Consider the following 20,221-nt stretch of genomic DNA (forward strand, 5'->3'; position numbering starts at 1 on the left):
GACTGAGGAGCGCGGGGAGCGGCGACCAGACGAGGGAGGACGACGCATTGGGCGCCGCGAACCGCGCTCGCGGAGCGAGCGCCGTCCAACGCGGTTCAGTCCCCGGTGCGGCCGGAGGGGGTCCAGGCGGCGGCGATCTGGGCCCGCGAGGTGAAGCCCAGTTTGCGCAGGATGTGCTCGACGTGCCCCTCCGCGGTCCGCTGGGAGATCACCAGGGCGGCCGCGATCTCCTTGTTGCTCCGGCCCTCCGCGACGAGGTCGGCGATCTCGCGTTCGCGGCGAGTGAGGACCGCCGCGATACCGCGTTCGGCCGGTGGGGCCTCCTGGTCGGCCTCGCGTTCGGCGACCGCCAGGGCGACGGCGCCCTCGACGTCGAGCTGCACTCCACGGTCGTACGCCGCCGCGAACTCCCGGTCACCGATGGCGGCTCGCAGACGCTCCTCGTAGCGGCCGTGCGGATCCGCCAGGTGCCCGAGCCCGGACAGCGACGTGCCGATCGACCGCCAGACCGCCTGGGCGGCGCCCAGGAGCTCGGCGGCGCGCCGGTACTCCTCCGCGTCCGCGGTCAGCCAGGCGAGCAGTTCGATGCACTGCGCCATCCCCAGGTGATCGCCGAAGGGCACCTTGATGCGGATCGCGTCGCGGATCATGTCGGTCCCCGGCCGGGTGTCGCCCTTGCTCCAACGTTCCAGGCCCGTGACCCAGATCGCGAACGACATCGACCACCGGGCGTTCTCCCGCTCGCACATGGCCCGGCATTCGGCGCAGAGCTCGGCGGCCCGCGGATCGCCGTCCAGGACCGCCGCCATGGCCAGCTGGAACAGCGTGGTCCAGTAGCGGCCCCGGCTCCCGGTGGTGAGGTGGAACGACAGCGCCTTCTCCAGCAGGGCGGCGGCCTCGGTGAAGTCCCCGGCGAGCAGCGCGGCGAACCCGCTGATCTGGACGGCCCCGGCGAGCTGTTCGACGTCGCCGAGCCGCTCGGCGAGCTCCCGGCACTCCTGCAGCAGCGGCTCCGCCGCCTTCGGCTCGCCGCGCAGCAGCATGAGCCAGGCGTCCACCCACAGCGCCTTGGCCCGCGCCGGCGTCGGCTCCTGGTCGAGCGCCAGCGCCCGATCCAGCCAGTGGTGGCCGTCCCGCAGCGAGGCCCACGAGAGCCGGTGGCTCCACATCGCCGAGGCGATCTCCAGGGCGCAGTGCGACATGCCGATCTGGGTGAGGCAGTATTCCAGCGCCGCCACGACGTTGGACTGCTCACACCGCAGCATCTCGGCCAGCTCCATCTGGCCGGGCCCGAACCACTCGGCCTCCGCCCGCGCGGCGATGTCCCGGCACCACGTGCAGTGCCGTCTCAGCAGCTCCGACTCCCGGCCGGACTCGGCGAGGCGCTCCCGCCCGTACTCGCGGAGCGTCTCCAGCATCTCGTAGCGAAGCCCGTCGCGCGTCGAGGTGGACCGCAGCAGGATGGACTTGTCCACCAGACCCGTCACCACGTCAATGACCTCATCGGGGACGATCTCCTCCCCGCCGCACACGTATTCGATCGCCTCGAGGGAGCAGCCTCCGGAGAAGACCGACAGCCCCCGCCACAGCGCGCGTTCCTCGGGCGAGCACAGGTCGTGGCTCCAGTCGATCAACGCGCGGAGCGTCTGCTGACGCGGCAGCGCGACCGGACTGTGGCCGACGAGGATCCGGAACCGGTCGTCCAGCCGGTCGAGGATCTGCTGCACCGACAGGGCCCGCAGGCGTACCGCCGCCAGCTCGACGGCCAGCGGGATGCCCTCCAGCCGCCGGCACAGCTTCGTCACCGCGAGGGCGTTGTCGGGGGCGATCGTGAACCCCGGGAGGGCGGCGGACGCCCGCTCGACGAACAGGCTGACCGATTCGAAGCGCGCCAGTTCGTCCACCGAGGCGACGTCGTCGGTGTCCGGTACGGACAGGGGCGGCACCTCTAGGACGCGTTCGCCCTCGAGGTGGAGCACCTGCCGGCTGGTGGCCAGGATCCGCAGCCCGGGCGCGATGCCCAGGAGCTTCCCGGACAAGGTCGCGCAGTCGACCGCCAGGTGCTCGCAGTTGTCCAGCAGGAGCAGCAGCCGCCGGTCCGCCAGGTAGTCACCCAGCGCCGACAGCCCGGCCTCGCCCTGCAGTCCGAGGACCCCGGCCACGACGCGTGGCAGCGGCTCACCCGCCACCACCGGCGCCAGGTCGATCAGCCAGACGCCGTCGGGGAACTCGCGGTGCGTCTCGGCTGCCACGCGCTCCGCCAGGCGGGTCTTGCCCACGCCCCCGGGACCGGTGAACGTGACCATCCGGCCGGTGGACAGCAGACGCTTCGCCTCGGCAAGCTCACGCCGACGGCCGACGAAACTGGTCATCTCGGCCGGCAGATTCCCTGCATGCCTCTGTGCCACCGCTACCGCCATGACACCCTCGAGATGGTTTGCCCTGGTAGTCGACCAGTCTACTCAGCCGATCCGACCCCTTACTGGGCGATGTCCAGCCGGAGTGCCACCGCCCCGCGCAGGTACACGTGCTGGATCTCCGACCGCGGCCGATCGGTCTCGATGTGGGCCATCAGGCGGACCACGCGCGGCAGCGCGTGCGGAACGTCGATCTCACTCGCGCACAACAGCGGAACCTCGTTGAAACCCAGCTTCCGGGCGGCCAGCGCCGGGAACTCCGCGGTCAGATCCGGCGTCGCCGTGAAGATGACGCTGATCACGTCGTCCGTCGTGAGGGCGTTACGGCTCATCACCTCGGCGACCAGCTCGGCCGTCGCCTCGAGGATCTGATCCCGGTCGTTCTCGTCGACCTGGACCGCACCGCGTACCGCTCGTACTGATCGTCCCATGAAACCTCTCCGAATCCGCGCGGGCCGGACGCTCTAGAGCTCCACGGCCGCGTACAGCTCGCCGATCTCCTTGGTGTTCAGCGCACGGATCGTCCCGGACTTGAGCCGCCCGAGCTTGATCGGGCCGAACTCGGTGCGCGCCAGCTGCTGGACGGGGTAGCCGACCTCCGCGAGCAGACGCCGGACGATGTGCTTGCGCCCCTCATGGAGGGTCACCTCGACGAGGACGCGCTTGCCGACCTGGTCGAAGATCCGGAACCCGTCGGCCTTGGCGAACCCGTCCGCCAGCTTGACGCCCTTCTTGAGCCGGCGGCCGAGATCGCGGTCGATCGGCCCGTGGACCTCGGCAAGGTAGGTCTTGCTGACGCCGTACGACGGATGCATCAGCCGGTTGGCCAGCTCCCCGTCGTTGGTCAGCAGGATCAGGCCCTCGGTGTCGGTGTCGAGCCGCCCGACGTGGAACAGTCGCTCGGGAACGTCGCCGACGTACTCCATCAGGGTCTTGCGCCCCCGCGGGTCCGACATGGTGCTGACAATGCCCCTGGGCTTGTTGAGGGCGTAGTAGCGAAGCTCGGTACGCGTCGGGATGCGCTTGCCGTCGACGTGGATCACGGCGCTCTGCGGATCGACGCGGGCGCCGAACCACGTCACCTTCTCGCCGTCCACCGTGACCCGGCCGGCGGCGATCAGGTCCTCACAGGCGCGCCGACTCGCGATGCCCGCCTCCGCGAGCACCTTCTGCAGTCGTACGCCCTCATTCGTCTGGTTCACTGCTGGAGTTCCTCTATGCCTTCCAGGTCGTCAGGTAGGTAGGGGGCGAGATCGGGCAGCTCGTCCAGGTCGTTCAGGCCGAGCCGCTCGAGGAAGTAGCCGGTCGTACGGTAGAGCACCGCCTGGTGCTCCGGGTCGTGGCCCGCCTCCTCGATCAGGCCCCGCAGGGTCAGCGTGCGGATCACGCCGTCGCTGTTGACGCCCCGGATGGCCGAGACCCGCGCCCGGCTCACCGGCTGCCGGTAGGCGACCACGGCGAGCGTCTCCAGAGCGGCCTGGGTCAGCCTCGCCTGCTGGCCGTCCCGGACGAAACGCTCGACGAGCGGCGCACAGGTCTCCCGCGTGTAGAAGCGCCACCCACCGGCGATCTCTCTTAGGTCGAACCCCCGGCCCTGGGCGGTGTATTCCGCGGCGAGCTCGCGAAGCGCCGCGGCGATCTCCTGCCGGGGCCGCTCGAGGATCTGGGCGAGCGTCACCTCCGGGACCGGCTCGTCGACGACCAGCAGGATCGCCTCCAGCCCCGCGCGCAGCGACGGTTCGGCCTCCTGCGGCTCCGCTCCGGCCGCCACGGGCGTCCCCGGATCCTCACCGAACGGCCCGCCGATCTCCGGGCCGCCCTCGGACGGGCCGGTCCCCGAGCCGCTCACGGAAGCTTCCGCCGCCGAGCCGCTCTCGGACGCGCCGGTCTGCTGATCGTCCTCGGGAAGGCCGGACGTGGCAGGGCGTACGTCGCGGAACTCCGGGGGCGCTTCGCCGACGCGCGGGGCGGGGATCTGCTCGGGTTCGGGGGATGGCGTGTCAGTCATCGGACTCCGTCGGTCGGCCGGTGTAGTCGTCCCCGACCTTGATGTCGCCCTCGCCGGTCCCCGTCCAGGTGACGTGCAGCTCGCCGAGGGGCTCGTCCTGTTCGAAGGAGACGGCCTTCTCACGGTAGAGCTCCAGGAGGGCCAGGAAGCGGGCGACGACCTCGAAGGTGCCCGCGCAGTCTTCGGTCAGGACCTGGAAGGTCGCGCGCTCCAGCTTACGCAGGAGGGCCACGATGATGTCCGCCTGCTCCCGCACGCTGGCCTGCGGGGCGTACATGTGCTCGATCGAGACGGTGGGCGGCCGCTTCGGCGCGAGGGCCCGGGCGGCCAGGGCGGCGAACTTCTCCGGCCCCAGGCCGAGGAGCACCTCCGGCAGGAGGTTGGCGAACTGCGGCTCCATGGGGACCGTACGGGGGAACCGGCGCGACTCGTCGGCGATCCGGCCGGCGAACAGCGCCGCGACCTCCTTGTAGGCGCGGTACTGCAGAAGCCGCGCGAACAGCAGGTCGCGGGCTTCCAGCAACGCCAGGTCCTCTTCGTCCTCGACCTCCCCGGAGGGGATCAGCCGGGCCGCCTTGAGGTCCAGGAGCGTGGCGGCAACCAGGAGGAAGTGACTCGCCTGATCCAGATCCCAGTCGCTGCCGTGGGACCGGATGAAGGCGATGAACTCGTCGGTGACCTTGTGCAGGGACACCTCGGTGATGTCGAGCTTGTGCTTGGAGATCAGCCCGAGCAACAGGTCGAACGGTCCCTCGAAGTTGTCGAGATGGACCCGGAACCCGCCCTCCTGCTCCTCTTCCGCCTGCTCGTCCACCTCGTCAACGGTAGTCGAGGTCACGGACTCCCCTGCGGCGCCGTGTGGGCGCGTGATGGGCCGCTACGGCGGGGGCCGGCCGTCCACGGGAGGGTCACCCGGCGAGCTGCCACCTCTGCAGCACCTCCTTGGCCAGCTCCCGGTAGGCGTTCGCGCCCATGGACGACGGGTCGAACCGGGTGATGGGCTCACCGACGACCGTCGCGTCCGGAAAGCGGACCGTGCGGTTGATGACCGTGTGGAAGACCTGATCGCCGAACGCCTCCACGATCCGGCCGAGCACCTCGCGGGTGTGGAGGGTACGCGAGTCGTACATGGTGGCCAGGAAGCCGTCGATGGCCAGCTCGGGGTTGAGCCGCCCGTGACCTTCTCGATCGTCTCCATGAGCAGCGCGACGCCGCGCATGGCGAAGTACTCGCACTCCAGCGGCACCAGGACGCCCTGGCTGGCGGCGAGCGCGTTGACGGTCAGCAGGCCGAGCGACGGCTGACAGTCGATCATGATGTAGTCGTAGTCGGAGACGACCGGCTTGAGCAGCCCGCCGAGGATGTACTCCCGGCCGACCTCGTGGACGAGCTGGACCTCCGCGCCGGACAGGTCGATGTTGCTGGGCAGCAGGTCCATGCCCTCGACGCTGGTCGGCAGGATGACCTCTTCGGTCTCCACGCCCCGCTCCATGAGCAGGTTGTAGATCGTCAGGTCGAGCTGGCGCGGGTCGCCCTTGCCCAGGCCGACCGACAGCGCCCCCTGCGGGTCGAAGTCGACGAGCAGCACCCGGCGGCCCTGCTCCGCGAGCGAGGCGCCGAGGTTGATCGTGGTCGTCGTCTTGCCGACGCCGCCCTTCTGGTTGCAGACCGAGACGATGCGGGCCGGCCCGTGCTCGGCCAGCGGCGGCGGGTCCGGGAACGACGGAATGGGACGCAGCGTGGGCCCGAGTGGCGCTGCGTTACGCGGATCGGTCGCGATGGCGGTTGAGAGCGCCATTTCCGAACGTGCTCTCTCCTGCTCGCTGGGCTCAGTCACCAGCTCCTCGAACCTCCCCGGCGGCTGCGGATTGCCGTAGATGGGGACTCTAGGGCCTGTCAAGTAGGGCGGGCAAGGCGGCGCACCGCGCGGACGCTCTGATCACCCCAGCGCACGCGGGTGTGCGGATGCGTAGACCTCGCGCAGCCGGTCGACGGTGACCAGGGTGTAGACCTGGGTCGTCGTGACCGACGCGTGGCCGAGCAACTCCTGCACCACCCTAACGTCGGCGCCGCCGTCGAGCAGGTGGGTCGCGAAAGAATGCCGCAAAGTGTGCGGAGAAACGTCCTTGAGCCCGGCGCGCTCCGCCGCCGACCGCAGGGTCGACCAGGCGCTCTGCCGCGACAGCCGCCCGCCGCGGGCGTTCAGGAACAGGGCCGGGCCGCCCTGGCCGCGGACGTTCAGCGCCGGGCGGGCCCGGACGAGGTAGGCCTCCAGGGCCTCGCCGGCGTACCGGCCGACCGGCACGACCCGGTCCTTGCCGCCCTTGCCGCGCAGCAGCACGACCGCGTCGTCCAGGTCCACGTCGTCGACGGCCAGGCCGACGGCCTCGGAGATGCGCGCCCCGGTGCCGTACAGCAGCTCCAGCAGGGCGCGGTCGCGCATCCCGCGGGCGGTGTCCCCGGGCCCGGCGACGGCCAGCAGCCGCTCGACCTCCTCGATGCCGATGGCCTTGGGCAGCCGGCGCGGCGGCACCGGCGGTTTGACGTCACGGGCCGGGTCGGCCGCCGACATGCCCTCCCGGACCGCGAACCGGTGCAGCCCGCGTACGGCGACGACCGCGCGGGCCGCCGACCCGGCCGCCAGCGGGGGATGCGCGTCGTCGCCCTCCCGCAGCACCGCCAGGAACGACACGACGTCGTCCTCACCGACCTGGCCGATCGCCGTACGGCCGCGCGCGCTCAGCGCGTCGACGTAACGGCGCAGGTCACGCCGGTAGGAGCTCAACGTGTTAGCGGCCAGGCCGCGCTCGACCGCGAGATGGTCGAGGTAGGCCCGGACCTGCGCCTGCAACGATCGTCCGACCTCTTCACCGGCGGCGGATATCAGCGGGGCACCTCATCCCGACGAGTCGTGGCGAACGGGGGTCACCACTCCGGGGCGTCGGGTGCGCGCAGGTCTCGAAAGCCCGCGGCCCGGGCGGCGTAGACCGCCAAGATACCCATGACGGCAAGGGGATTGTGGACCGCGCCGCGTTGTACGGCCGCGACCGCGTCGTCGAGCGGCACCCAGGCGATCGGCATGTCGGCCTCTTCGTGGATGCGCTCGAAGTCGTCCTCGCCCGCGGAGATCTCGCTGAGCCCCCGGGCGAGGAAGATCCGCGTCCGTTCGTCCGTCATGCCGGGCGACGTGCAGGCGTCCAGCAGGGTGTGCCACTCGCGGGCCCGGTAGCCGGCCTCCTCGCCCAGCTCGCGGGCCGCGGTGCGCCACAGCGGCTCGCCCTCGACGTCGCGCAGCCCGGCCGGAGGCTCCCACAGCAGGTAGCCGATGGGGTGGCGGTACTGCCTCAGGAGCAGGACCCGCTCCTCGTCGTCCAGGCAGATCACCCCGACCGACCCCGGATGCACGACGACGTCGCGGGAGACCACCTCGGACTTCTCGCCGTGCGGCATCCGGACGCGGTCGGTGCGCACCTCGATGATGGCGCCGTCGAACCGCTGCTCGCTGCCGACGGTCTCCCACCGACAGCGTTCGTCGACGACGCCCTCCGTGCCGGTCATCGGCGTCCCCCGCTCAGCCTCCAGGGCGCCTTCAGACGCGGCCTTTTCTCGTCGCACCCTTCCGGCTCGCTCATCAGGCCCCGGCCTCGCCCAGCGCGGCGGCGATCAGGCCGGCGAACAGCGGGTGCGCCCGCGTCGGCCGGGACCGGAACTCCGGGTGCGCCTGCGTGGCGACGTAGAACGGGTGCCGGTCGCGGGGCAGTTCGATGTACTCCACGAGGCGCTCGTCCGGGGACAGGCCGGAGAACACCAGGCCGGCCGCTGCCAGCTCGTCGCGGTAGGCGTTGTTCACCTCGTAGCGGTGCCGGTGGCGCTCCTCGACCTTGGCCGCGCCGTACATCTCGCGGACCAGCGAGCCCTCGGCGAGGTCGGCCGGGTAGAGGCCGAGCCGCATCGTGCCGCCCATGTCGCGCTCGCCCGCGACGACGTCGATCTGGTCGGCCATCGTGGCGATCACCGGGTCGGCGGCCTTCTCGTCGAACTCGGCGCTGTTGGCGCCGTCGATGCCGGCCAGGGACCGGGCCGCCTCGATGACCATGCACTGCAGGCCGAGGCAGATGCCGAGCGTGGGGATGCCGTTCTCCCGGGCGTAGCGGGTGGCCGACACCTTGCCCTCGATGCCGCGTACGCCGAACCCGCCGGGGATCAGGACGCCGTCGACGCCGCCGAGCTCGCGGGCGGCGCCCTCCGGCGTCTGGCAGTCGTCGCTCTTGACCCAGCGGATGTTGACCCGGGTGTTGTGGGCGAACCCCCCGTGCCGCAGCGCCTCCGTCACCGACAGGTACGCGTCGGGCAGGTCGATGTACTTGCCGACGAGCGCGATCGTCACTTCACGGGCGGGGTGGTGGACACGGTGCAGCAGGTCGTCCCACTGCTTCCAGTCGACGTCGCGGAACGGCAGGCCGAGGCGGCGCACGACGTACGCGTCGAGCCCCTCGGTGTGCAGCACCTTCGGGATGTCGTAGATGCTCGGCGCGTCCACCGCGGAGACCACGGCGTCGGCGTCCACGTCGCACATCATGCTGATCTTGTTCTTCAGGCCCTGGGTGATGGGCCGGTCCGAACGGCACACGATCGCGTCGGGCTGGATGCCGATGCTGCGCAGCGCGGCGACGGAGTGCTGCGTGGGCTTGGTCTTCAGCTCGCCGGACGGGCCGATGTAGGGCAGCAGCGAGACGTGCAGGAAGAAGCAGTTGTCCCGGCCGATCTCGTGCCGGATCTGGCGCACGGCCTCCAGGAACGGCAGCGACTCGATGTCGCCGACCGTGCCGCCGACCTCGGTGATGACCACGTCGACGTCGGGACCGGCCATGCCGCGGATCCGGTCCTTGATCTCATTGGTGATGTGGGGGATGACCTGGACCGTGTCGCCGAGGTACTCCCCGCGCCGCTCCTTGGCGATCACGTTGGAGTAGACCTGGCCGGTCGTGACGTTGGCGGAGCCGTGCAGCTCCGTGTCGAGGAACCGCTCGTAGTGGCCGACGTCGAGGTCGGTCTCGGCCCCGTCGTCGGTGACGAAGACCTCGCCGTGCTGGAACGGGTTCATCGTTCCGGGGTCGACGTTGAGGTAGGGGTCGAGCTTTTGCATGGTGACGCGCAGACCCCGCAGGGTCAGCAGCCGTCCGAGGCTGGAGGCCGTCAGCCCCTTGCCGAGGCTCGAGGCGACACCACCGGTGACGAAGAGATGCTTGGTGGCCCGGGTGGCTCCACCAATGACTGCCGAAGGCAAGAAAGACGCTCCCGTGGTCGTTGTCGCGGCGTTCGCCGGTCTGGCGAACGGCCGAATGTCCACGGGCCACCAGAATAACAGGCGACTCTCCTGGTAGCGCCCGGCCATCCGATCAACGGCGGCCGGTCGCGCGCATCCCCGCCGTGCCCGATGCGTCCTGGTCCGTGTCAGACGTCCGGGTCGGCGAGGGATACGGGCGGTCAGCGGTAGCCGTTGGCGTAGCTCCCGGTGTTGTTCGGCGACATCCCGCCCTGGAGCTGGCCGCTGAGCTCGTCGATGATCTTTCGGGCCTGGTCGGCCGCGGTCCGCGCCTGGTCCCGCTCGCTGGACAGCGCGGACAGGGCGTCGCGCTGCTGCGTGACGGCCTCGGCGAGCTGGTCGACCCACTGCTCGCGCTCTTCCAGCTTCTTGGCGAGGGCGTCGCGCTCGGAGGTGCTCTGCCGTGCCTGCGCGAGGGCCTGGTCGCGTTCGCGGACGGCGTCCTCGGCCCGGCGCTGCGCCTGGGCCAGCTCCGACTGGGCCCGCGCCTGTCCTCGCTCGGCGAGGTCCCGGCCGGACTCGGCCTTGGTCGCCTGGTCGAGCGCCCGGCGCCGGTCGGCGTCGAGCTCCTGGACGCGGCGGCGCGCGTCCTCGGCCTCCTTCGCCGACGCCGCCGACGTCTGCCCCAGGGTCAGCGCCTTCGCCTCCAGGTCGGCGGCCTTGGCCCGCAGGGTGTTCAGCTCGGACTTCGCGGCCTCGAGAGACTGCGACAGCTCGGCCGCGTGCTGGGAGAACCGGTCGCGCTCGCCCTCGACCGCCTTGCGCGCCGTCTGGGCCTCCCCTGCGGAGCGGTGTGCCTCGTCGCGGTCCTCTCGCATCTGGTCACGCTCGGCGAAGGCCTGCCGGGCGGTCGCCTCGGACTGCTCGGACGCGCTCCTGGCCTGGTCGCGCTCGGTGAACGCCTGCCGCATCGCGGCCTCGGACTGCTCGGTCTGGACGCGCAGGCGCTCGACCTCCTGCCAGGCGGCACCGGCCTCCCGCTGGGCGGCCTCCCGTTCGGCCATCAGCTGGCGCACGGCGGCCTCGGACTGTTCGGCGCGCTGCTCGGCCTGCCGTGCCTGCGCGAGGGCCTGGTCGGTCTCCTGGCGGGCGCCGACCGCGTCCTGCTGTGCGTGGTCGCGCTCGGTGAGGGCCTGGCGCATGGCGGCCTCGGACTGTTCCGCCTGGGCCCGCGCCCGCAGGCCCTCCTGCCAGGCCGTCTGCGCCTCCTGCTTGGCGGAGTCGCGCTCCGAGATCGCCTGCCGGGCGGTGGTCTCGGCCTGCTCGACGCGCTGCCCCATCTCCTCGACCTGGGCGCGCATGCGGTCGACCTCCTGCCACGCGGCGGTGGCGTCCTGCTGCGCGGCCTCGCGCTCGGCCATCAGCTGGCGGGCGGTGGCCTCGGCCTGCTCCTTCTGCCGGCGTTCGGCGTGCGTCTCCTGCTGCGCGGCCTCGCGCTCGGCCATCAGCTGGCGGACCGCGGCCTCGGCCTGCTCCTTGGACTGCCGCTCGGCGTGCGTCTCCTGCTGCGCCGCCTCGCGCTCGGCCATGAGCTGCCGCGCGGTCGCCTCGGCCTGCTCCTTGGCCTGCCGCTCGGCGTGCGTCTCCTGCTGCGCGGCCTCCCGATCGACCATGAGCTGGCGGGCGGTGGCCTCGGCCTGCTCCTTCAGCTGCCGCTCGGCCTGGGTCTCCTGCTGCGCGGCCTCACGCTCGACCATCAGCTGCCGCGCGGTCGCCTCGGCCTGCTCCTTGGCCTGCCGCTCGGCGTGCGTCTCCTGCCGCGCGGTCGCCGCGTCACGCTGCGCGGACTCGCGTTCGGTCATCATCTGCCGGACGGCGGCCTCGGCCTGCTCGGCGCGCTGCTCCATCTGGTCGTGGGACGCGCGGATGCGCTCGACCTCCTGCAGCGCCGAGGCGGCGTCCTGCTTGGCCGACTCGCGCTCGGCGAGCATCTGGCGCGCGGTGGCCTGCGCCTGCTGCACCTGGGTGCGCAGCCGCTCCACCTCCTGCCAGGCGGACGCGGCCTCCTGCTTGGCCGACTCGTGCTCGCCCCGCACCGCCGCGATCTTCGTCTCGGCGTCCTGCTTGGCCTCGGCGACCTTCTGCTCGCCCTGCGCCAGCGCGCCGGCGAGCATGTCCGCCATCTGTCTCAGCCGGTCGACCACCTCGGCCGGTTGGTCCGCGTCACCTGGACGCGCCGGGAGGTTGGCGTTACTGGGCGCCCACGACGACCCCGCGCCCTCCGGGGCATAGGAACCGCCCGAACCGTTGAGATCGCTCACATAGGGAACTCTAAGGGCGTCTCACCAAGCTGTCTGCCATGTCACGCAAGGTGTGGCGCACGACTCGTGATGATTTCGAGATCTTCGGGACATGATAAGACCGCTGTGACCAGCGGTGTCTCAACGGAGCGCCGTCAACGGTCACTCTGCGGAATCAGCCGCGCTTCGGACGGAAAGAATATTTGACCATGAGAACGCTCTACCCGCCGATCGAGCCGTACGACTCCGGCCTGCTCGATGTCGGCGACGACGACCAGATCTACTGGGAGGTCTGCGGCAACCCCGACGGCAAGCCCGCGGTGATGTTGCACGGCGGGCCCGGCGGCGGATGCACGCAGGGTCACCGACGCCAGTTCGATCCGGAGAAGTACCGGATCGTGCTGTTCGATCAGCGCAATTGCGGGCGCAGCCGACCGCACGCGAGCGACCCGGCCGTCTCGCTGGAGCACAACACCACGTGGAACCTCGTCGCGGACATGGAACGCCTGCGCGAACACCTGGGCATCGAGCGGTGGCAGGTCTTCGGCGGCTCGTGGGGTAGCGCGCTGGCCCTGTCGTACGCCCAGACGCATCCGGATCGGGTGACCGAGCTGGTCCTGCGCGGGATCTTCATGCTGCGGCCGTTCGAGCTGTACTGGTTCTACCAGGAGGGCGCGTCGCTGCTCTTCCCCGACCTGTGGGAGAAGTACGTCGCCCCGATCCCCGAGGACGAGCGGGACGACCTCATCGCCGCGTTCGCCAACCGGCTGAACGACCCGGACCCGGACGTACGGCTCCCGGCGGCGCAGGCGTGGAGCGTCTGGGAGGGCTCGACGATCACGCTGCGTCCCGACCCGGAGATCATCGCCGAGCAGGGCGATCCCGACTACGCGGTGGCGTTCGCCCGGATCGAGAACCACTACTTCGTCAACGGCGGGTTCTTCGAGGACGAGCAGCTGATCCGGGACGTCGACAAGATCCGCCACATCCCCGGCGTGATCGTCCAGGGCCGCTACGACGTCTGCACGCCGGCGGCGACGGCGTGGGACCTGCACAAGGCCTGGCCGGAGGCGGAGCTCCACATCGTCGACGACGCGGGCCACGCCTACATCGAGCCCGGCATCCTGCACCACCTCATCGAGGCCACCGACCGCTTCGCCCGTTGACGGCCGGATCCGTCACCGACAAGATGTAACCACCAAAGCGATTTAGGTGGTGCTCATGACTCAGTCGGTGACGGTCCTCGACGCCCCGTCGAACCTCGGGCTGCGGCCGCCGCACGACGGCCACCAGCCCGGGGTCCGCGGCCTGGCCGCCGCGCTGCGGTCGCACGGCCTCCTCGACCGGCTCGGCGCGGCGGACGCCGGCGGGGTCGAGCCCCCGCCGTACTCCTTCGCCGACGAGCCGGTGACCGGCTTCCGCAACGGTCCCGCGATCGCCGACTTCTCCGTGCGGCTCGCGGACCGCGTCGGGAAGGTCATCGACGAGGGCCGGTTCCCGCTCGTGCTCGGCGGCGACTGCGGCATCGTGCTCGGGCCGGTCCTGGCCCTGCGGCGCCGCGGCTCGTACGGCCTGGTCTACCTCGACGGCCACGACGACTACTCCCCGCTCCGGGACCCGGCGAGCCGTCACGGCCGGTTCGCCGCCGGCGGCATGGGGCTCGCGCTCGCCACCGGGCACGGGCCGGCCGCGCTGACCGACCTCGAGGGCCTCGGGCCGTACGTCGCCGAGGAGCACGCCGTGCACATCGGCGTGCAGTACGAGCCGGAGGACCTCGTGCTGTTCGACAACGAGCCGTTCCACACCTCGCGGATCCACCGGTATCCGATCGAGTACGTCCGGCAGCACGGCGCGGCGGCGGCCGCCGAGGCCGGGCGCCGCGACCTGGCCGCCGCGCCCGTCGAGGGCTACTGGATCCACATCGACGCGGACGTGCTCGACAAGAGCGTCATGCCGGCGGTCGACTCTCCCAACCCCGACGGGCTGTCCTTCCCGGAGTTCACCGCGGCGCTGGCGATCCTGCTGGCCGATCCGCGCGCGGTCGGCATGCACGTCGGCATCTACGACCCGGAGCTCGACCCGTCGGGCGAGGCCGGCCGCGCACTGGTCGACGCCCTCGTCACCGCCTTCACCGCGAGACGCTGACCCGCCCGGCCGCCCGGCCGCGCGGGCGAGACGGCGAGGCGCCCCCGACCGGCCGTGCCGGCGAGACGCCGCCCGACCCCGACCGGCCGTTCCGCGAGACGGCGACCCGCTGTTCCGCGAGACGGCGACCCGCCGTTCCACCCCAATCCGAATATCATTCGGTACGGTGGGGTCGAACGCACCGCGAGAGTGAGGCGGCGACGGTAAGCCATGGCTGAGACGGCGATCGCCGGGCTGGGCATGACCGAGCTCGGCAAGGTGTACGGCCCGAGTTCGCGGCGGTTCGCCGCGCAGGCCGTGCGCGCGGCGGCGGCCGACGCCGCGCTCGCCCTCACCGACCTCGACGGCCTCATTATGGGCACGAGCCTGACCGGCACCCTGGCTCGGCGCGACGCTCGCCTGCTCGTCCAGATCAACGGTCACGAGCACAACCTCGTGACTTGCTCTCCGGGGCCCCTTCGGGTGAAGGGAGGCCGGTAGCGTGCGGGCGGTTGATCGCGCCCCAGACATCTTCACCGCGCTTGGCGATGTTGATGGCTGCGATGTGGTCTGCGTGCCCAGCGAGGCCGCAGGCTCGGCAGCGGAACATGCCGCGTGCGGGCCGGTTCCGCTTGGAGACGTGCCCGCAGTTCGGGCACGTCTGGGAGGTGTAGGCGGGGTCGACGAGGACGAACGCGATCCCGGCGCGTTCGGCCTTGTAGACGGTGAAGTCGGTCTGCTGGGCGAAGGCCCAGTTGTGCAGGGTGCGTCGCTGGGACCGGTGAGCCCTTACCCGCTCGCGGATGCCTGCCAGGTCTTCCATGGCGATGCCGCGGGCGGTGCGTTCGGCCTCACGCACCACGTGCTTGCTGATCTGGTGGTTGACATCGGCCATCATGCGCCTTTCGCGTCCGGACAGTGCTCGCATCCGGCGCCGCGCAGAGGAAGTGCGCTTCTTCTGCAGACGCTTGCGTTGCCGGTGACGCCGATCACGCAGCGCCCGGACATGGCCGTTGTTCTTGATAGTGCCCCGCAATGGCTTGCCGGGCAGCACCTCCCCGTCGGAGGTCACGGCCAGGTTCGCCACCCCCTGATCGACTCCAAGGAACCCGTTCGCCTGGTGAGTCACCGCCGGCTTGGGGAGGGTGACGCCGACATGCAGCAGCCAGGTGCCCTTGCGTTCGATCAAGTCGCACTCACCGATCGGGAGTTCGGCGATCGCCTTGAGATCCCGTTCCCGACCGGTGTAAGAGACCCGCACGCGGCCGGTAGGGGTCCAGATGGAGGCGATGCGGGCGTCGCGGTTGAAGCTGATCATCCGCGCGTCGAACGGCACCGCGGCATGCGGCCGGAAAACGTGCGCCCGCTTCCTGGATGCCTTTCGGTTGGCGTAGGCGTCGGCGACGCGCGCGATCGCACGAACGGCCGCCTGCGCCCCCAAGCCGGGAAATCGCGCCCGCAGCCCACGGTAAATCAACCGGTGCAACGCGAGCTGCCCGAAGATCTGCTCTTCCCAGGCGATACGGGAGGCGTGGGTGGCAGCGGCGTTGCACACCGCCACAGCCGCAGCCAAGCGGGCAGCATCAGCAGCCGTAGGCGACAGCCGTATCTGCAGCACCGACACGCACCCGGCCTGTTTGATCGCCGATTTTCGCAACGCCACCGACTGTCCTCCTTCCCTGCTATTACTTTCTGCGTCGATGACGCTACCGTCCGCCACCGACATTTCCCGTCCAGCACCCAACCAGTGAGGGGGATGCGCCACCTCCCCGGAGTGAACGCCGGGGTCACCGCGCGAAGAACAGATGAAGACCGAGGTCTGTGACACGTTCGGGATCGAGTTCCCGCTGTTCGCCTTCAGCCACTGCCGCGACGTCGTCGCGGCGGTCACCAACGCGGGCGGCTTCGGCGTCCTCGGGGCGGTCGCCTACAGCCCGGACCGGCTCGAGGAGGAGCTGCGCTGGATCGACGACCACGTCGGCGGCCGCCCGTACGGCGTCGACGTCCTCGTCCCCGGCAAGATCGCGAAGGAGGCGGCCGAGGGCTCGGGCTCTCTGCTGTCCGCCGTGCCGCCGCAGCACTGGGAGTTCCTGAAGGGCCTGTTCGAGAAGTACGGCGTCCCGGTGCCGGAGGCCGCCGCCGACCCGCGCGTCGACGGCGTGGGACGTCAGGTCACCCAGCAGGGCGCGACCGAGCTGATCGACGTGGCGCTGGCCCATCCGATCCGGCTCATCGCCAGCGCGCTCGGCCCGCCCCCGCCGGTCATGGTGGAGCGGGCGCGCGCCGCCGGAGTGCCCGTGGCGGCGCTGGTGGGCACGGTCGAGCACGCGCGGCGCCAGGTCGAGGCCGGAGTCGACCTGATCGTGGCGCAGGGCGGCGAGGCCGGCGGCCACACCGGCGAGATCTCCACGATGGTGCTCGTCCCGGAGGTCGTCGACGCCGTCGCGCCGCTGCCCGTCCTCGCGGCGGGCGGCATCGCGACCGGGCGGCAGATGGCCGCGGCGATGGCCCTCGGCGCGTCGGGCGTCTGGTGCGGCTCGGTCTGGCTGACCACCGAGGAGGCCGAGACGCTGCCCGCGGTGAAGGCGAAGATGCTCACGGCGACCTCCCGCGACACGGTCCGCTCGCGGTCGCGTACGGGCAAGCCCGCCCGGCAGCTCCGCTCCGCCTGGACGGACGAGTGGGACTCCCCCGACAGCCCCGGCCCGCTGCCGATGCCATTGCAGATGATCGTCGCCGAGGGCGCGATGGCGCCCATCGGCAAGGCCGCGGAGGCCGGCAACGAGGGCGCCCGGCAACTGGCCAACTACTTCGTCGGCCAGGTGGTCGGGCAGATGAACACCGTCAAGCCCGCCCGTCAGGTCGTCTACGACATGATCGAGGAGTTCGCCGACGCGCTGGAGCGCCTGAACCGGATCACCGACGCCTGAGAGCCCCTTTCGCGCCGGCCGGGAGCGAAAGGGTCGTAGCGCTCCGTCCTGATCCGAGGTTCTGGTCGGGACGCATCCCCACCTGCCGTGAAAATGCCAGTTTCGCCTCGTACGCTGCATTCACGGCGGTCGGTCACCGTCGCCCGATTCGATCTCACGGGGGTGGGTCGTGAGTGTCACGGGGTCCGCGAAGGCGGCCGAGGACGTCCTGAGCACCCAGGTCGGCCGTGAGCTCCTGGAGTTACTGGACGGGCGCACCAGGGCGCATCCGTGGCGCCTCGGGAGCCAGGCGCTCCCCCTCATGGTCCTGGAGGCGGCGGACCCGGGCGTGGACGCCGACGCGTACGTCGACGCCCTGGCCCAGGCGGCCGCCGCGGCGGACATCCCGCACCTCGCCCTGTCGCTCCCGGACTCCCCCGCCGAGAACGGGCCGGCCGAGACGGAACGGACCGCTCCGGCGGAGATCGGCCTGCTGGACTCGCTGGCCAGGCCGAACGCGTGGCCCGGCGACCGCTCCGCCGCCGGCCGCTACCGGTTCCCCCGCTCTGACCTCATCCGGTCCTTCGAGCAGGCGGTCGAGAACGCCGCCGCGAAGAACACCGCGCATCCCTCCTCGACCACGCCGGCCGAGGAGTGGTACGACGCGGCCGTCCTGCTCCCCTGGACGCGGCGACCGCTGACCGCGCCCGTGTGGTGGTCGACCGTCATCGTCCTGATCGCCGCGATCTTCGGCGGCATCGCCCAGGGCGTCGCGGACAAGACGCGGATCGGCACTCTGCTGATGATCTGCGTCATCCTGCTGGGCGCCGTCGCCCTGGCCGCCGGGCTGATGAACCGCAGGATCTGGCTGCCGGTTCTTTCCCGCGTCGGATTCGGCACCCGCTACCGGTGGCTCGCCGCCTCGTCGTTCTTCGCCGTCAAGGGCAACCGAGGGTTCGACGGACGGCTGAACCGCGAGCTCGGCCACATCCACCAGGCCCTCACGACCGGCTCGGCCGCCTCGGCGGAGTCGTGGCTGCAGACCAGGACCTTCGCCTTCCTGGAGGACCTGCGCGCGCGGCACCGCAAGCTGTCCCCCACCCTGCGGGGATTCAAGCGACCCGTGCCCTCTGTCGTCTTCCTCAAGAACGTCTCCGGGCGGAACGGCGGTGTCGCGCTGCTGCTGGCGATGAGCGACGTGCGCAGCCGGCGCAGCGAACTGCATCCGCTGCTCGTCGTGGCCTCCGTCGGCCACGCCCACCGGGCGGACATCGACGACCTGCCCGGCGTCCGCCGCACCACGGAGGCGCTCTCCCCGCCGGCGCGCTACGAGCAGTGGCTCGAGTCCCTGGCCCGCGCCCAGGGCCCCAGCGCGCAGGTGGCCCTGCCGTGGCTGCTGCGGCTGCCCATCCCCGTCGGCGGCCCGGTCCGGGTGGCGCCCGCGCCGCTGAAGCTCCGGGTCCGCCCGCGGTGGACCTGGCTGTGGTCGGGCCGGTCGCTGCTGGTGCTCCTGGCCGTCCTCGCCGTCGGCGGATCGTACCTGCACGGCCGGCTCACCTCGACGCACTGCAGCGTGCACGCCCTGTTCTTCGCCAACACCGACACCCAGTCGCGGACCGACCCGGCGGGCAGCCGTGAGTGCGTCGGGATCGCCACGAGCGGCGTCCGCTTCGAACGCGGACCGGTCAGCACCGCGCTGGGCGGAGGACGTTCCAGGCCGAACCCCGCCCATATCGCCGGCCAGATCACCCTGGCCGACCTGGAGGACCGGATCACGGCGGAGAACGCCTGGGTGCTGGCCACCCACCGGCCCTATGTGACGATCCTGTACGCGGGGATGATGACGGCCGCCAGCGGCCAGGAGAACGCCGCGGTGAGCACGATCCGCCAGCTCGCCGGCGCGTACCTCGCGCAGCGGAGCAACAACCGGCCCGAGTCCGGTGGCGGCGACAATCCCCTGAAGATGCGGCTCCTCGCGGTCAACGCGGGCCAGGACATGGCCTTCTCCAAGATCGCCGCGGACCGCATCCTCGCCATGGCGCGCCGGGATCGCACGGTCGTCGGGGTGGTGGGCTTCGGCCGCAACACCGCCGAGTCGCAGCGGGCGGTCCGCCGGCTGAACGCCGCCGGCCTGGCCGTCGTCGCCCCGGTCAACTCCTCCGACACCCTCCCCGCGCTGCCGCACTACTACGGCCTGGCCTCGACCGACAACGACGAGGCCGTGGTCGCCCGCAAGGCCCTGGGCGGCCGGCGGGCCGGGCGGACGCTGATCGTCTACCGCTCGCCCGGATCGGGCAACGACTACGGCGCGGAGCTCGCCGAGGACGCCCGGAGGGCGCTGCAGGTCGACCCGTCCTCCACGATGCTGCGCTACGACGGCACCGACGACATCGGCGGCAAGGTCCGGGCGGCCTGCCGGAGCTCGGCGGGCGCCCGCTATGACCTGGTGTACTTCGCGGGGCGGACCGAGGACCTCAGCGGCCTGATCAACGCCCTGCGCGACGGCGGCTGCGCCGGCCGCGAGCTGACGGTGCTCGGCGGGGACGAGGTGTCGCGGTCGCGGTTCGGCACCGGCAGCACCGACGTGCTGCTGCCCCGGTCGATGACCGTCTACTACACCACGTTCACCTACCTGCCCAATCTCACGGCCGGCGGGCGCGACGCCGACAACCCGTTCTTCGTCCTGGCCCGGAACGAGCTGGGGATCGGCCCGGCGGAGCGCTCCGCGCTGCTGGCCGACGGCCAGATGGCGATGACGTACGACTCGGCCTCCGCGCTGGCGCGGGCGGCGGAGAACGCCTTCGGCACGCTGAACCTCGCCGCGCACGACGGCCCCCGGACTCCGGGCAGCGCGTCGGTCACCTCCGGCTCGGTCCTGCTGACCCTTCCGAACCTCAGCTACCAGGGCGCCACCGGAGTGATCGACTTCACCGGCGACCAGCACGTGAGCGGCGGCTCCGGCCGCCGGGCGCTCACGCTGGTCAAGGTCACCGGCCGCGACGTCGGGGCCACGCCGACGGCCGTCTGCGGTCAGCTGGCGGGCGGGGCGCCGGCGCCCGGCCTTCCACGGTGCCAGTAGCGCCGTACGGCTCGCCCATTCCCGGGCCGTCGGGCGCCGGCATCGCCGAGAGGCCCAGCGTCGCCGGCGCGATGCCGCTCGAGGCACTGCGCTGGAGCGCAGCCCTTCGGCGGTGCCG

Annotated in this window: 15 protein-coding genes and 1 pseudogene; 5 read left to right on the plus strand and 11 right to left on the minus strand. The window is 71.6% G+C overall.

The features are described from left to right. Positions 1-95 precede the first annotated feature (95 nt). The 10 genes and pseudogenes from ACYVF7_RS41600 to ACYVF7_RS41645 all read right to left on the minus strand — a co-directional run bounded on the left by ACYVF7_RS41600 (position 96) and on the right by ACYVF7_RS41645 (position 12,012). Positions 96-2,372, minus strand: a complete 2,277-nt coding sequence (locus ACYVF7_RS41600) for an ATP-binding protein (protein WP_460351492.1) — start codon at positions 2,370-2,372, stop codon at positions 96-98. Positions 2,373-2,479: 107 nt separating this feature from the next. Further along, positions 2,480-2,848, minus strand: coding sequence for a chorismate mutase (gene aroH, locus ACYVF7_RS41605; protein WP_460351493.1), 369 nt, complete (start codon positions 2,846-2,848; stop codon positions 2,480-2,482). 33 nt (positions 2,849-2,881) lie between these two features. Beyond that, entirely contained in the window at positions 2,882-3,619 is a 738-nt protein-coding gene (locus tag ACYVF7_RS41610) for a pseudouridine synthase (protein WP_460351494.1), read from the minus strand. Then, positions 3,616-4,188, minus strand: a complete 573-nt coding sequence (gene scpB / locus ACYVF7_RS41615) for an SMC-Scp complex subunit ScpB (RefSeq protein WP_460358402.1) — start codon at positions 4,186-4,188, stop codon at positions 3,616-3,618. Before scpB ends, ACYVF7_RS41610 begins: the two co-directional genes overlap by 4 nt. Before the next feature lie 229 nt (positions 4,189-4,417). Then, positions 4,418-5,239: a segregation and condensation protein A gene (locus ACYVF7_RS41620; RefSeq protein ID WP_460351495.1), complete on the minus strand. Its 822-nt coding sequence runs from the start codon at positions 5,237-5,239 to the stop codon at positions 4,418-4,420. Positions 5,240-5,333: 94 nt separating this feature from the next. Further along, a pseudogene (locus ACYVF7_RS41625) lies at positions 5,334-6,223 on the minus strand (ParA family protein). Between the two features lie 141 nt (positions 6,224-6,364). After that, positions 6,365-7,276: a site-specific tyrosine recombinase XerD gene (gene xerD, locus ACYVF7_RS41630; protein WP_460351496.1), complete on the minus strand. Its 912-nt coding sequence runs from the start codon at positions 7,274-7,276 to the stop codon at positions 6,365-6,367. 74 nt (positions 7,277-7,350) lie between these two features. After that, the gene (locus tag ACYVF7_RS41635; protein ID WP_460351497.1) at positions 7,351-7,983 is read right to left on the minus strand and encodes an NUDIX domain-containing protein; all 633 of its coding nucleotides are present in this window, start codon (positions 7,981-7,983) and stop codon (positions 7,351-7,353) included. A 73-nt stretch (positions 7,984-8,056) separates the two neighbouring features. Next, positions 8,057-9,712 carry a CTP synthase gene (locus ACYVF7_RS41640; protein ID WP_460351498.1) on the minus strand — a complete coding sequence of 552 codons (1,656 nt, stop codon included), beginning with the start codon at positions 9,710-9,712 and terminating at the stop codon, positions 8,057-8,059. A 200-nt stretch (positions 9,713-9,912) separates the two neighbouring features. Then, positions 9,913-12,012, minus strand: coding sequence for a coiled-coil domain-containing protein (locus ACYVF7_RS41645; protein ID WP_460351499.1), 2,100 nt, complete (start codon positions 12,010-12,012; stop codon positions 9,913-9,915). Positions 12,013-12,200: 188 nt separating this feature from the next. On the opposite strand from ACYVF7_RS41645, the gene pip reads away from it, so the two are divergent. From pip to ACYVF7_RS41660, 3 genes are all read left to right on the plus strand, one after another. Continuing rightward, a complete protein-coding gene (gene pip, locus ACYVF7_RS41650; RefSeq protein ID WP_460351500.1) occupies positions 12,201-13,157 on the plus strand; it encodes a prolyl aminopeptidase in 957 nt (318 codons plus the stop codon). Between the two features lie 55 nt (positions 13,158-13,212). After that, complete coding sequence (locus ACYVF7_RS41655) at positions 13,213-14,136, plus strand: arginase family protein (RefSeq protein WP_460351501.1); 924 nt, start codon at positions 13,213-13,215, stop codon at positions 14,134-14,136. 210 nt (positions 14,137-14,346) lie between these two features. Next, positions 14,347-14,616 carry a hypothetical protein gene (locus tag ACYVF7_RS41660; RefSeq protein WP_460351502.1) on the plus strand — a complete coding sequence of 90 codons (270 nt, stop codon included), beginning with the start codon at positions 14,347-14,349 and terminating at the stop codon, positions 14,614-14,616. Here ACYVF7_RS41660 and ACYVF7_RS41665 read toward each other — a convergent pair. Beyond that, positions 14,549-15,778, minus strand: coding sequence for an RNA-guided endonuclease InsQ/TnpB family protein (locus ACYVF7_RS41665; RefSeq protein WP_460351503.1), 1,230 nt, complete (start codon positions 15,776-15,778; stop codon positions 14,549-14,551). The two genes, ACYVF7_RS41660 and ACYVF7_RS41665, sit on opposite strands and share 68 nt — an antisense overlap. A 142-nt stretch (positions 15,779-15,920) precedes the next feature. Between ACYVF7_RS41665 and ACYVF7_RS41670 the strand changes: the two genes are divergently transcribed. Continuing rightward, a complete protein-coding gene (locus ACYVF7_RS41670) occupies positions 15,921-17,045 on the plus strand; it encodes an NAD(P)H-dependent flavin oxidoreductase (RefSeq protein ID WP_460351504.1) in 1,125 nt (374 codons plus the stop codon). A 169-nt stretch (positions 17,046-17,214) separates the two neighbouring features. Further along, positions 17,215-20,103 carry a type 1 periplasmic-binding domain-containing protein gene (locus tag ACYVF7_RS41675; protein ID WP_460351505.1) on the plus strand — a complete coding sequence of 963 codons (2,889 nt, stop codon included), beginning with the start codon at positions 17,215-17,217 and terminating at the stop codon, positions 20,101-20,103. Positions 20,104-20,221 lie beyond the last annotated feature (118 nt).

It is taken from the genome of Actinoallomurus acanthiterrae (genome assembly GCF_054775715.1).

Bases quoted from the DNA above. Each gene is read 5' to 3' on its own strand.
- ACYVF7_RS41600 (WP_460351492.1), bottom strand. From the start codon at position 2,372: ATGACCAGTTTCGTCGGCCGTCGGCGTGAGCTTGCCGAGGCGAAGCGT.
- aroH (WP_460351493.1), bottom strand. From the start codon at position 2,848: ATGGGACGATCAGTACGAGCGGTACGCGGTGCGGTCCAGGTCGACGAG.
- ACYVF7_RS41635 (WP_460351497.1), bottom strand. From the start codon at position 7,983: ATGACCGGCACGGAGGGCGTCGTCGACGAACGCTGTCGGTGGGAGACC.
- pip (WP_460351500.1), top strand. From the start codon at position 12,201: ATGAGAACGCTCTACCCGCCGATCGAGCCGTACGACTCCGGCCTGCTC.
- ACYVF7_RS41655 (WP_460351501.1), top strand. From the start codon at position 13,213: ATGACTCAGTCGGTGACGGTCCTCGACGCCCCGTCGAACCTCGGGCTG.
- ACYVF7_RS41660 (WP_460351502.1), top strand. From the start codon at position 14,347: ATGGCTGAGACGGCGATCGCCGGGCTGGGCATGACCGAGCTCGGCAAG.
- ACYVF7_RS41670 (WP_460351504.1), top strand. From the start codon at position 15,921: ATGAAGACCGAGGTCTGTGACACGTTCGGGATCGAGTTCCCGCTGTTC.